At 53.5% G+C, this 12,588-nt stretch carries 8 protein-coding genes; 4 read left to right on the top strand and 4 right to left on the bottom strand.

Annotated elements, in window-relative coordinates; translation table 11 throughout:
• Positions 1 to 2 precede the first annotated feature (2 nt).
• From EX31_RS19265 to EX31_RS19255, 3 genes are read left to right on the top strand one after another with little or no spacing between them, the layout of a single operon-like run.
• On the top strand, positions 3 to 1,379 hold the full coding sequence (locus EX31_RS19265; protein WP_037036172.1) for a TolC family outer membrane protein: 1,377 nt from the start codon (positions 3 to 5) through the stop codon (positions 1,377 to 1,379).
• Between the two features lie 50 nt (positions 1,380 to 1,429).
• Entirely contained in the window at positions 1,430 to 3,607 is a 2,178-nt protein-coding gene (locus EX31_RS19260; protein ID WP_072012293.1) for a type I secretion system permease/ATPase, read from the top strand.
• Between the two features lie 17 nt (positions 3,608 to 3,624).
• A complete protein-coding gene (locus tag EX31_RS19255) occupies positions 3,625 to 4,794 on the top strand; it encodes an HlyD family efflux transporter periplasmic adaptor subunit (protein ID WP_013574625.1) in 1,170 nt (389 codons plus the stop codon).
• 638 nt (positions 4,795 to 5,432) lie between these two features.
• Here EX31_RS19255 and EX31_RS19250 read toward each other — a convergent pair.
• Positions 5,433 to 7,421, bottom strand: a complete 1,989-nt coding sequence (locus EX31_RS19250) for a DUF4034 domain-containing protein (RefSeq protein WP_037036169.1) — start codon at positions 7,419 to 7,421, stop codon at positions 5,433 to 5,435.
• 774 nt (positions 7,422 to 8,195) lie between these two features.
• Between EX31_RS19250 and ompC the strand changes: the two genes are divergently transcribed.
• Positions 8,196 to 9,323 (top strand): porin OmpC, encoded by a 1,128-nt coding sequence (gene ompC, locus EX31_RS19245; protein ID WP_013574627.1) that lies wholly within the window; start codon positions 8,196 to 8,198, stop codon positions 9,321 to 9,323.
• 101 nt (positions 9,324 to 9,424) lie between these two features.
• Here ompC and EX31_RS19240 read toward each other — a convergent pair whose 3' ends face one another.
• The 3 genes from EX31_RS19240 to EX31_RS19230 form a co-directional block, all read right to left on the bottom strand.
• Complete coding sequence (locus EX31_RS19240; RefSeq protein WP_013574628.1) at positions 9,425 to 9,811, bottom strand: helix-turn-helix domain-containing protein; 387 nt, start codon at positions 9,809 to 9,811, stop codon at positions 9,425 to 9,427.
• A gap of 529 nt (positions 9,812 to 10,340) precedes the next feature.
• Positions 10,341 to 12,113 (bottom strand): penicillin-binding transpeptidase domain-containing protein, encoded by a 1,773-nt coding sequence (locus EX31_RS19235; RefSeq protein WP_013574629.1) that lies wholly within the window; start codon positions 12,111 to 12,113, stop codon positions 10,341 to 10,343.
• Between the two features lie 219 nt (positions 12,114 to 12,332).
• Positions 12,333 to 12,575, bottom strand: coding sequence for a DinI family protein (locus tag EX31_RS19230; RefSeq protein ID WP_013574630.1), 243 nt, complete (start codon positions 12,573 to 12,575; stop codon positions 12,333 to 12,335).
• Positions 12,576 to 12,588: the final 13 nt, after the last annotated feature.

Here is a 12,588-nt window from a genome sequence, read left to right as displayed (position 1 = left end):
TAATGAAAAATAAGAGAGTGATGCGGTCACTGACCGTGATGTTGGGCACCTTGTGCCTGACCGGTTTAACAGGGAATTCGGGGGTGACGGCGGCGGTTAAACAGCCGGAATTTAACTGGCAGGCTGCGCCGACCGAGGAGATGCGTGCCAGCCTGACGTTGCAGGATGCCATCCTGCGGGCATTTGCGCGTAATCCGCAAATTTCAGAAGCAGCGGCGCAAATTCGCGTCGGCAAAGGCAACCTTGATGAGGCAAAAAGCGCCTGGTATCCGCAGATTTCCTTACAGGGAACTGCCGGAAAATCACATCAGACTGACTCGGCAGGTAGCCTGAGTAATAACGCATCGGCGGGCGTCCAGCTCAGCCAGCTGCTGTATGACTTTGGTCGTACCGGCGGCAGCATCAGTCAGCAGGAATACCTGTCTGACGCCTATCGTTATTCGCTTTACAGCACAATGACTGATGTGGCGCTCAGTACCCTGCAGGCCTATCTCTCGGTCAAACGCTATCAGGCGCTGAGCCTGGCGGCGCGCGACAATATCGCTTCTCTCGAACGTGTGCGGGACACCGCCAGACTGCGGGCAGACGCCGGACTGAGTTCACAGTCTGACGTGTTGCAGGCAGAAACGCGTATCGCCGGAATGAGAGCCACCGTTGAGCAATACCGTGCGCAGCAACGTTCTGCGCAGGCACAACTGACGGTGCTGACCGGCGTGGTGTCCGATAATTTGCCGGATCTGCCGCAAAGCCTGCTGGACCAGAAAGTGACCCTCGACAAAATCCCTTATGAAAACAGCACGCTGGTGCGTGCCGCACAGGCTAAACAGCAGGCGGCGATTGAGGAAGTTAATCAGACCGAAGCTCAGCACTGGCCGACCCTGAAAGTGCAGGCAGGACGTACGCGCTATGAAAACAGCGGCGGTGGCGGTTCTTACTGGGACGATCAGGTACAGCTGGCGGTGGATGCGCCGGTGTATCAGGGCGGGGCGGTCAGCGCCAAAGTCCGCGCGGCAGAAGGCCAGCGGCAGGCGGCACAGGCCGAAGTCGAAAAAGCCAAGCTGGACATCAACCAGAAAGCGTCGGCAGCTTATGCCGATATGATCGGCGGTCAGCAGCGGCAACTGGCGGGTGAGGAACAGTTCGGCAGCGCGACGCATACCCGCAGCGTTTATCAGGATGAATACAAACTCAGCAAGCGCAGCCTGAACGATTTGCTCAGCGTTGAGCAGGACGTTTTTCAGGCCGATACGTCGCGCATTGGCGCGCTGTATGACGGCTGGGATGCGACGGTGCGCTATGCCGCCGCCGTGGACAATCTGGTCGATATGTTAGGCATCGACAGACACAAACAAACAGGTGACACCATCCCGATGCTGTAAGGCGCGGACAGGACGGGAATAAACCAGAAGCATTCGATATCGAGGTTGAAATGAGTAATGAAGCAACAACACCTTTGTCGATCGACGTCTGGATAAGCGCCATGGGGCGCGTGGCCGAAACATTCGGTAAACCAGCAGATCCGCTTTATCTTCGCCAGCAAATGCGCTGGTTCGAACATCAGCCGTTGCGGCGTCAGCTCGACCGGCTCAGCGGTCTGATGGGGCTTCAGGTGGGTATGGTCAGCTGGAATCAGGTGCGCTGGCGTCAGGAAGTGTTACCTGCCGTCATTACGCTGCAACAGGGTGGCATTGCGGTACTGGAAAATCTGCACGACGACGGCATGGTGGACTACTGGCTGAGCGACGGCGGCAACTTAGTGCGTTCGGCTGAACTGGTGGTGTTGCTTGAGCAAAGCACCGGCCCGGTCTTTCTGGTTGGTGTGGCACCGCGCGGGCGCGATCAGCGTATCGACCCGTTCGTTCAGCCGCATAAAAAACACTGGTTCTGGGATAACTTCCGGGGTTCCGGGCGCAAAATCGCGGAAATCTCGCTGGCCTCTATTCTCGGTAACGTGCTGGCGCTGGCGGGAATTTTGTTCTCAATGCAGGTGTATGACCGCGTTATTCCGGCGCAATCTTACCCGACCTTGTGGGTGCTGTTTTTCGGCGTGGTGCTGGCGGCGGGGATGGAATATGTCATCCGCCTGATGCGTACGCTGGTGTCGGATCTGATGGGCAAGAAAGTCGATCTGAAAGTCTCCTCGCTGTTTTTCGTGCGGGCGATGAATATCAAAAACGACGACCGGCCGAAATCCACCGGTTCCTTTATCTCTCAGTTGCGTGAAATCGATCAGGTGCGCGAACTGCTGACCTCGACCACCATCAGCGCGGCGGCGGATATGCCTTTCGTGTTGCTGTTCCTTGGCATCATGTTTTTCATCGGCGGCCCGCTGGTGATTATCCCGCTGCTGGCGATCCCGCTGATTGTCATTCCCGGCATTCTGATCCAGTGGCCGATGGCCAAACTGGCGAAAGAAGGTATGCGCGAAAGTGCACTGCGCAACGCCGTGTTGGTGGAAACCATCGAAGGCATCGAAGACATCAAAGCCTTGCAGGCGGAAGCCTATTTCCAGCGTCAGTGGGAACAGACGCACGAAGTGAGCGCGGCGGTGGGCATGAATCAACGCGTGTGGGGCGCTCGCCTGACAGGCTGGGCCTCCACCGTGCAGCAACTGACTTACGGCGGCATGCTGGTTTTCGGCGTGTATCTGGTGCTCAGCGGCGACATCACCACCGGTACGCTGGTCGCCAGCAGCATGTTGTCATCGCGCACCATCGCACCGCTGATGCAACTGACGATGGTGTTTTCCCGCTGGCAGCATGCGAAAAGCGCCATGCGCGGGCTGGATGAACTGCTGAAAAAACCTGTTGACCGGCCAGCGGATGCGCAGTTGTCACATTGCCCGACGCTCAGCGGTCATTTCAATGTGCGTAATCTGCAATACACCTACGACAAAGAAAATGCGCCGAATGTGCTCGGTATCGGGCAACTGGAGATCAAGCCGGGCGAACGCGTGGCAATCCTCGGGAAGGTCGGTGCGGGTAAATCCACATTGCTCAAACTGCTGGCGGGGCAGGCCAGTCCGTCGCAGGGGAAAATTCTCATCGACGGCGTCGACATGACTAAAGTTGAACCGGCGGATATCCGCCGCCAGCTCGGTTATCTGTCGCAGGATTCGCGGCTGTTTTTCGGCACCTTGCGTCAGAACCTGATGCTGGGTTATCCGCACGCGACTGACCAGGAAATGCTGCAGGCGTTACGTATCAGTGGCGCGTTGTCGATGGTGCAGGCCGACGCGTCGAGCCTGGATAAAATCATTAACGAAGGCGGGCGCGGGTTGTCCGGCGGTCAGCGGCAGATGGTGATGCTGAGCCGCATGATCCTGCGTAACCCGCAGGTGGTGCTGATGGACGAACCGACCGCGTCGATGGATGAACAACTGGAAGAATACGTCATCCGTCAGTTACATAGCTGGCTGGTGGGGCGGACGCTGATTGTGGTGACGCACCGTCCGGCGCTGCTCAGGCTGGTGGACAGGATCGTCGTGATGGATAACGGGCGCGTGGTGGCTGACGGACCGCGGGATCAGATCCTCGCCAAAGTAGCCAGCACCACGCCCGCTCCGGCAGCGGCGGTCATGGACGATAAAAAACAAGGCGCAGCCTGAGCTGCTAAGGACACCGCATGGCACATCTGACATTGCATGATGAACTGGAAGCCGAAAGCCGCAAAGTCTCGTGGATTATCTGGGGCACGCTGGCCAGTTTGCTGGTGTTTTTTGTCTGGGCACGTTTTGCTGTGCTGGACGAAGTAACGGTCGGTACCGGCAAAGTGACGCCATCGAGCAAAGCACAGCAAATTGACTCGCTCGATGGTGGCGTAATTTTAAAACTGATGGTGCAGGAAGGATCAGTGGTGAATCGCGGCCAGCTTCTGGCGCAACTTGACCCGACACGTTCTCAGTCAAACTACGGCGAGGCCGCCTCCCGTGTGCGGACATTACGTGCTTCTTCTGAACGTCTGAGCGCCGAACTGACCGGCGCACCGCTGAAATTCAGCCCCGAAACCATGAAATCGCCGGAACTGGTGGCGCGTGAACGCCAGTTATATTTATCGCGTAAGCAGAATCGTGATGAAACGGTGACTAACCTGCAACAGTCGCTCAGACTGGTGAACGATGAAATCAACATGACGCAACCCCTGGTGGCCAAAGGTGCGGCGGGGCAGGTTGAAGTCATTCGTCTCAAACGTCAGGCCAGCGAACTGCGCGGAAAAATCGACGATGCCACTAACCAGTACGCGGTGCGCGCGCGTGAGGAGCAGGTGAAAAATAACGCCGATCTGGACGCTGAATTGCAGGTGTTGGCCGGTAAAGAAGATCAGGTGACGCGCTCTGAACTGTATTCGCCGGTTCACGGCATTGTTAAAGACATTCAGGTTTCCACTGTCGGCGGTGTTCTGCAACCGGGTGGCAAGCTGATGGAAATCGTGCCGATTGAAGATCAGCTGCTGATCGAAACCCGCATTAACCCGCGCGACATCGCCTATATCCGCCCCGGACTGCCTGCCACGGTAAAAATCTCTGCATATGATTCATCAATCTATGGCGATCTGGACGGTAAAGTTGAAGGTGTCTCACCGGATACGTTGCAGGATGAAGTGAAGCGCGACCAGTATTATTACCGTGTGTATGTCCGCACCGATAAAGCTTTCCTGACCAACAAAGCCGGGCGCCAGTTCCCGATCGTGCCGGGGATGGTGGCGAATGTGGATATCAAAACCGGTCAGAAAAGCGTGCTGGATTATCTGATTAAACCGTTGAATAAGGTGAAAGAATCCCTGAGGGAGAGGTAAGCAGGAGGCCGCTGCTGATGCGGCTTTAAGGTCAACACCTTGGGCTCGCCGCCCAAACTAGCCCAGAGGACGCGTAAGCGCGCGCCCTCTGGACTCCGGCGCTTTTTTAACTGCGCGCTCTGCTCGCTGACTATGTTTCAGCTGCCGCAGTGATAGCCATAAAGCTCCCTCCCCTGCGAAGGGGAGGGTTGGGGTGGGGTATTAAAGAAAAATCAGAGAGTTAAAGTAAGCTTTGACTAAGTGTTAGCCCGTAAAACCCCCTCCCAACCTCCCCCTTCGCAGGGGGAGGAGGAAAGATAAAACATTCTGTCGTTGAATTTAAGATCGTGCGGGCGATTCAGAAATCTTGCTGAACGGAGCGGCTTCGAGACCTGTGGCTCGAAGACCGAGAGAAGGAACCGCGCAGCGGCAAGATTTCCAGCCTGTCGCTGTGGTACCTGAAACATAGCCAGCACGCGATAGCGCTTGTTGAAAAAGCGAAGGGAGATCCAAGAGGTAAAAAGCACTTTTCCCTCTTGGTCGGTTTCGGCGCGAAAGGCTCTGCGATAACAGTTATTGAGAAACCGAAATATTCCCGCTCAAGCCTTCACGGCCATGAAAACCCAAAATTTGCACCTTTATAAAAGGGGTTCAAGCCGCTATTGCAGCGGCTCCTGCAATCTAAACCCGGCGATAGGATCTTCAATCTCAGTCTTGCGCTTATCCTGCCAAAGATTCATCCTCGCCCGCAGCGAGCCGCTGAGTTCATCGTGAACCTGCTTCGCCGCCTCGGATTCCGGGTTCAGCTCGAGCACGAATTCCATAAATTTATCCGCGATATAACGGTTTTTCTTCACGCCGGTACCGGTCAGCCAGGCCATGCCAAGGGTATAAGCGGCTTCGGCGCGATCCGGGTGCGCGGCGTTATGCAGAATTTCCGGCAGCCACACTTCTGCTGCCTGACGTTTCTCGGCATCGGAGCCATTATCCAGCGCGCAACTGGCGCGATAGTAGGCGGCGGACAGGTGCCCGGCGTCTATCGCGCGCTGATACCACTGCATCGCCTGTTCATAATCCGGTTCGCCGCTCAGCCCGTCGCGCAGCGCGTTAGCGCAGGTAAACATAGCCGGAACCATGCCAGAGCGGGCGGCGCTGAGCACGCAATCCATCGCATTACTGTCATTGTGATAATGCTCAGGCACATCATGGTGCCAGCCGTTGCGGTAGAAGAAATACAGCTCGTAGCAGTGAATGGCACTGCCGTGGCGCGCCATGCCGGTCATCAGAAAATGAGCGGCATCGATGTCGTCATTGATTGCCATATCATGCGCCAGCGTGACCAGATCGCTGACCGGTTGTTCATCCCCCGATTGCTGGATAAGCGACCACGCGTGTTCCATCAGCCCTTCACTTAACTCTGGCCGGGCTGGCAGTCCGTACAATCCGAATTGCAGCGCCGTCGCGGCAAACGCGACCAGCACCGGATCATTGGCCTGGCTCAGGCCGCGGGTCAGTAACTGAGTGAGTACCGGCAAACCTTCTTCATGACCGTTTGCCAGCACGGCGCGGGAAATAAACATGCGGGCAGAATGGCCCGGCATCGCCTGCGGTGAAACGGCGAACAATGCGTCATAAACGGTCAGGCCGGCCTGATCATCATCCTGCCAGTAAGCGGTACAAATCCCGGCGAAATCCAGCAGGCGGACGCGGGTTTCAGGCGTGAGGGGCTGAGCCAGTAAAGTCGCCAAACGCTGCTGGAGTTCCTGCGCCCGCGGTGATTCCCGTTCTGCAATATCGCCGGATAGCGCATCGCACAGCGCGTTCGCACGAAACTGGTTACGTTCTTCATCGCTGAATTCCGCACACAGCGGGCTGTCGATAATCAGCATCTGTTGCTCGTCGCTGCCGCCCCAGAACGCGGAATGGAATAACAGGTAGGATTCCATCGTGCCGACGTCGGCGTGACGCACGGACATCGCCATGCGCAACCAGTAATCCAGCGCTTCTTCACCGGTTTTTCGGGTTTGCTGTAACGCGGCAGGTAACATTTGCGGCCAGTGTGTGGCAGGTTCGAACCCGAGGGCGTGGATATGCGCCACCCCGGCTTGCCAGATTTCACTGTCCTGAATCGAAAACTTCTCATGCAGGGGCTTGGGGATTTCGCCAGCGAAAAGAGATTTCAGCCAGTAAGGCTCACCGAAACCCCCGCTGAGATTCATCAGATGGCGGAACGCATGAGTCGGGCGCGGGTGTAATTCGATGGCGCGTAAAAACGCCAGCACGGCGTAATCGCAACACAACTGGGCACCGAGCCACTGGTGATCTTCAATTTCATTTTCGCCCTGAGACTGGCGGATCAACCAGGCATTTTCATGCCAGACCATGCCCAGCAATACGTGAGCGTGGTAGCTCTGCGGGCATTGCTGCGCCCAGTCACTGAGAACTTCCAGCGGATTAAGTGCAGGCGATTCCGTACCGGTAAACAGAGTAGCCGGATGCATCAGCAGGCCGTAATCGCTTTGGCCTTCGCCCTGATTCTGCCAGCCACGCATCAGTGACAACAGCCACTCGTCGAGTTTTAGAAAACGGCGGGTTGCCAGAAGCATTCTGGCTTTGGATATGTTGTCGAGCTGATCCTGTTGTGGCATGAGGTTCCCTGAACGGTTGAATAAAGAAGCTGTTGCGTGGCACCGCAGTTTATCGGTCTTCCCGGCGGTGATCAGCGGGATTGGTCTGACTTTGGCTATAGTAACGGATCTGAAGTGTCGCTGACCAACAAAGCCTCTCCACAATATCGATTAATAATTTTCCGAAAATACCTTATTAATTTAATGGATTAGATATCGAATATTAAGAAAATCGAAATTCAAAAGATGGAGATAATGTGAAGTAATTATGGAGAAATACAGTCAACGGGCGCGATATAATCAATGATGAATGTCACAGAGTGATATTATATCTTTGTAAATCAAAAAAAACCGGCCACAAAGGGCCGGCTGTTGTTTCCACAAAACGGGGAATGAGGGTAATTGAATAACAAATAATGATGATAGCGAGAGAGAGTATATATTATTGCTGAATGTATGATTTATCACTTAGTGCGGTAACGGGTTTAATTAATTAATTGATATATATCATTTTTTTATTAAATTAGCTTTGCGTGCTTTATTTTAACAAAAATAAACAGACGTAAATTTACGCAATATTAATATATTGTTACATATTCTAATATATAAGTAATGTCTTCACTAATTTCGTATCATTTTCTTTCTGGATTAAAAGAATCTATATCATGAGAATGGAACTGCCATGTCGGGCCAACATTTATACAGATACAAAAAACGTTATGCAGATTTAAAGCGGTAAAAAAAACTGTACTTTACATTTAGTGGCACGGTCCGACACCTATCGAGGACAAAAAAATGAAAATCCGTGTTCTTTCACTCATGATCCCTGCTTTAGTGGTGGCGGGATCAGCAAGTGCGGCAGAAGTTTATAATAAAGATGGTAATAAACTGGACCTGTACGGTTTAGTGGATGGCTTGCACTACTTCTCTAACGACAAAGGTTCTGATGGCGATCAGAGCTACATCCGCCTTGGTTTCAAAGGCGAAACCCAGATTACTGATCAACTGACGGGTTACGGCCAATGGGAATATCAGGTTCAGGCTAATCAGGCTGAAAGCTCTGATGACGGTGACCGCGCATTTACCCGTTATGGTTTTGCAGGTCTGAAATTTGGCGACATGGGTTCATTCGACTACGGTCGTAACAACGGCGTGATGTATGACGTTGCCGCCTGGACCGACATGCAGCCTGAGTTCGATGGTTCCACTTATGGTGCTGACCAGTTCCTTTATCAGCGTACCAACGGCGTGGCAACTTACCGCAACGACAACTTCTTTGGTCTGGTCGATGGCCTGCACTTTGCCCTGCAATATCAGGGTAAAAACGACAGCGGCGGCGGCGAACCAGGTACCCGCGATGTGCTGACACAGAACGGCGACGGTTACGGTATGTCGTTGAGCTACGATATTGGCGCGGGCGTCAGCGTAGCAGGTGCATTCTTCAACTCTGACCGTACTGACGAGCAGAACTCTGCACCGGGTATCATGGGCGACGGTAAAAAAGCCGAAGGCTACACCGGGGGTCTGAAATATGACGCGAATAACGTCTATCTGGCTGCGATGTTTACCCAGGCTTACAACGCTTCCCGCTTCGGTTCCACCGATTCAGAAGCTTACGGTTATGCTAACGAATCCCAGGCATTTGAAGCCTATGCAAGTTATCAGTTCGATTTCGGTCTGCGTCCGTTCGTAGCTTATAACCAAACCCGCGGTAAAGATTTAGGTTCAGACCGTCTGGGTAATAACTACCAGGATCAGGATCTGGTTAAATTTGTTGACCTCGGTGCGACTTACTACTTCAACAAAAACATGTCAGCCTACGTTGACTATAAAATTAACCTGATCGACAGCAGCACCTTCACCGACAACGCTGGCATCAATACCGATGACGTGACGGCGGTAGGTCTGGTGTATCAGTTCTAAGCGTGCCTTTCTCAGACACAGAATAGCGCTTAGCAGTAAAGAATAAGCAGTAAAAGAACGCGGCCTCTGATGGCCGCGTTTTTTGTGGATTTCTGACAGCTTCAGGCAGATTTCTGATGGATGAGATGCAGCGGGGGAGAGACATCAAGCTTGATGTCAGGGTTCTGGCGGAATTCATGTGGTGTTATGTTGAAACGCTTGCGGAACATGTAGGTGAAATGCGATTGCGAACCAAAACCGAAATCCATAGCAATGTCAAAAATCGGGGTTTCACTGCTGCTCAGCTGATAAACAGCACTCGCCAGACGGCGTTCCCTGATGTACTTCCCCAGAGAAATGCCTGTCGATTCTTTGAACAGTTTTTGCATGTGCCAGAGCGAATAGCCTGAATACTCAGCCAGTTCTTCAAGATGGATCACACGACCAAGATGGCCTTCAATCCATTTGCTGAGTGCGCAGACGATAGCGATATGAATGTCTTGAGCCATAACCAGTCTGTATTAAGGTTGAATACCGCTATTATACACGAGTTCGCCAGGTTGGCGTGGCAGCTGTTGCTCAGAGATGTTCAGGGGGTGGGCAGACAATAATGGCCCGGTGGGCAGGACTGTAATGACAGCCGCGCGGGCCATGTTTTAACGCAACAGGATCCAGTGGATCAAACGGGCGATGCCATCGTCCACCACGACTATCCCGACGAGAATAAGAACAATCAAAACCACAAAGTTCTTACCGGTTGGCAAAATGATGTCTCCCTTTATCCCTTTTCAGGGAACGGAACTCAGTTACCAGGGGCTGCTGCCCTGCATATTCAGTGCAATCACACCCAGACAAACCGCAACAAAGATCAAAAATACGATAAGAAGCCGTTTCATTCTTTTTTTTACAGAGCTTGCGCTCTTCCTCCACAGTGAGTCAGCCAGCAATTTCTTTAGCCACAAACACTGCGAACGTTAACCGCTTATTTCTGTGAGATCCAGTCTGTCAGAAATTTTTAATCTTTTTGCTCGCGTTTGATTAACCGTCTGTGGCCGGGCGACGTACCAGATCGGTTTTCTGCCCGCCATTAATCACCGTCGTTGGTGGCGTTTCCGGCACCAGCGCATCCGGTGCAATGTTCATATGGTTAAGGATTTCGCCCATAATCTGCCCGAAAATCGGGCCTGCAACCGAACCACCGAAGTGCTTGCCCGCTTGCGGATTATTGACCATCACCACCAGTGCAACACGCGGATTACTGGCAGGCGCAACACCGGCGGTGTAGTTGATGTAACCGCCGTCGTATTTGCCACTGGCTCCCATTTTTTCCGCCGTACCGGTTTTAATCGCCAGACGGTATCCCGGCACCGCAGCGCTGAGGCCGGAACCGCCGGGCAGGGCGTCACTTTCCATCATATGAATCACGGTTCTGACCACGTCAGCCGACATCACACGGGTGCCAAGCACTGGCGGCGTGACTTTGGTTATCGACAGCGGTCGGTAAATACCTTCGGCACCAATCGTGGCGTATTCACGGGCGATTTGCAGTGGCGTGACGCGCAGGCCGTAGCCAAAGGAGAAGGTAGCGCGCTCGATATCAGCCCAGCGGTCACGGTGGAGCGGGAAATAACCACTGCTTTCGCCACCGATACCCAGATCTGTCGGTTTGCCCAACCCAAAGGACTGATAAAGCTGAACCAGTACACTGGCAGGCATCGCCAGCGCAATGTGCGACACCGCAATGTCACTGGATTTTTGCAAGATACCGGTGATGGTCAGCGCTGGCCAATGACCAACGTCGCGGATCAGGTGGCCGTTAACGGTATACGGATGGGTATCGAGAACGGAATCCGGACGGATCATATGGCGGTTCAGACCCGCCATCACCACCAGCGGTTTGACCGTCGAACCCGGTTCGAAACTGTCGCTGATCGCCACATTTCGCATGTCTTTTGCCTGAACACCGGCATAGTTATTGGGATTATAGGACGGATAGGACGCCATCCCTAAAATCTCACCGGTATTCACATCCACCAGAACAGCAGCACCGGATTCAGCCTGGTTAAGCGTGACGCCATCGCGCAGCCGCGAGTACAAAACGTACTGCATAAAACTGTCGATACTCAGGTTGATGGTTGGCGGCTGTTGTGGCGCGACTTCTTTCAGGATGCCGATCACATTGCCATGGCGATCCTGACGGTATTCGCGCATGCCCGGTTTGCCCTGCAGCAGAGCATTAAAGCCTTTTTCAACGCCTGTCAGGCCTTCATTATCTGTCCCGACGACGCCGACCAGATTTGCTGCGGCTTCACTCATCGGGTAATAACGGCTGTCATCGAGCTGACTGCTGATGCCGCCGAGGTGCAGCTGGCTGATATCTGCGGCGATGCCTTCTTCTATTTTGCGGCCGAGATAGACGAAGCGGCGTTGAGGATCACTGGTGATGGTTTGCTGGAGCTGCGAAAGTGGCATATTCAGCGCGGAAGCCAGATATTGCCACTTCGGACTGTTCAGGTCGCTGTGCAATTCCAGCACACGGAACGGATCGGCGATAATGTCTTTTGAGGCGACGCTCAGCGCCAGCGGATGGCCGTTACGATCAACAATAGTGCCGCGCCCGGCAGGGATGACAGTGGAACGCAACGAGCGGGAGTCGGCTTCTTTTTCCAGCATTGGCTGGTTGAGCAATTGCAGGTAGCCCACCCGGCCTAGCAGAAGCGCCAGGCAACAGACAATACCGAGACAAATCAGCGCAAAGCGCTTGGTGTAGAAATTAGGTTGGGCGCTGGATTTTTTTAGGCTCGGTGGCATGGCGGTTTCGCAAAGTCATTGGCGCGTGTGAAGCGAAAAGCGAAGGTGCGGGAACAATGTACCGGATGAAATCACCCAGTTCTGTACCTCATTATGTGCAACTCATCGCTCTGATTGATAATGAATTTCGTATAACCCGCACATCTTATATTAAGCCATAGCGATGGATTGTTTATTTCAATTGCTCTTTGTAAGTAAGTGCAACGGCAAGGTGGATTTTTACTCCACAGCGAGCCACTCGTCGGCTTCTTCGAACATTTCCTCTAACATTTGATTTAACTGCGAACGTTCCTGCTTGCTGGCACCGTGGGTATTCAGCCCGTTAGCCTGCATCGGTTTTACTTTTACTTCCGCGTCAGGAAACAGACGGTGTACCCGTTTAACCAGTTCCGCTTCAATCTTTTCACTGGCATTGGGGATGCCGGAGACATTCCGTTTGTCAAAAATCAGTTCGACCCGCATAACTTTCCTCATA

The sequence above is a fragment of the Rahnella sp. WP5 genome (genome assembly GCF_000745615.1).
Classification (GTDB): domain Bacteria; phylum Pseudomonadota; class Gammaproteobacteria; order Enterobacterales; family Enterobacteriaceae; genus Rahnella; species Rahnella aceris.
Note: the sequence above shows the minus strand (reverse complement) of the source record. Positions and strands in the feature narration are given on the sequence as shown.

Coding starts and splice junctions, on each gene's coding strand:
- EX31_RS19265 (WP_037036172.1), top strand. CDS start 3: ATGAAAAATAAGAGAGTGATGCGGTCACTGACCGTGATGTTGGGCACC.
- EX31_RS19260 (WP_072012293.1), top strand. CDS start 1,430: ATGAGTAATGAAGCAACAACACCTTTGTCGATCGACGTCTGGATAAGC.
- EX31_RS19255 (WP_013574625.1), top strand. CDS start 3,625: ATGGCACATCTGACATTGCATGATGAACTGGAAGCCGAAAGCCGCAAA.
- EX31_RS19250 (WP_037036169.1), bottom strand. CDS start 7,421: ATGCCACAACAGGATCAGCTCGACAACATATCCAAAGCCAGAATGCTT.
- ompC (WP_013574627.1), top strand. CDS start 8,196: ATGAAAATCCGTGTTCTTTCACTCATGATCCCTGCTTTAGTGGTGGCG.
- EX31_RS19240 (WP_013574628.1), bottom strand. CDS start 9,811: ATGGCTCAAGACATTCATATCGCTATCGTCTGCGCACTCAGCAAATGG.
- EX31_RS19235 (WP_013574629.1), bottom strand. CDS start 12,113: ATGCCACCGAGCCTAAAAAAATCCAGCGCCCAACCTAATTTCTACACC.
- EX31_RS19230 (WP_013574630.1), bottom strand. CDS start 12,575: ATGCGGGTCGAACTGATTTTTGACAAACGGAATGTCTCCGGCATCCCC.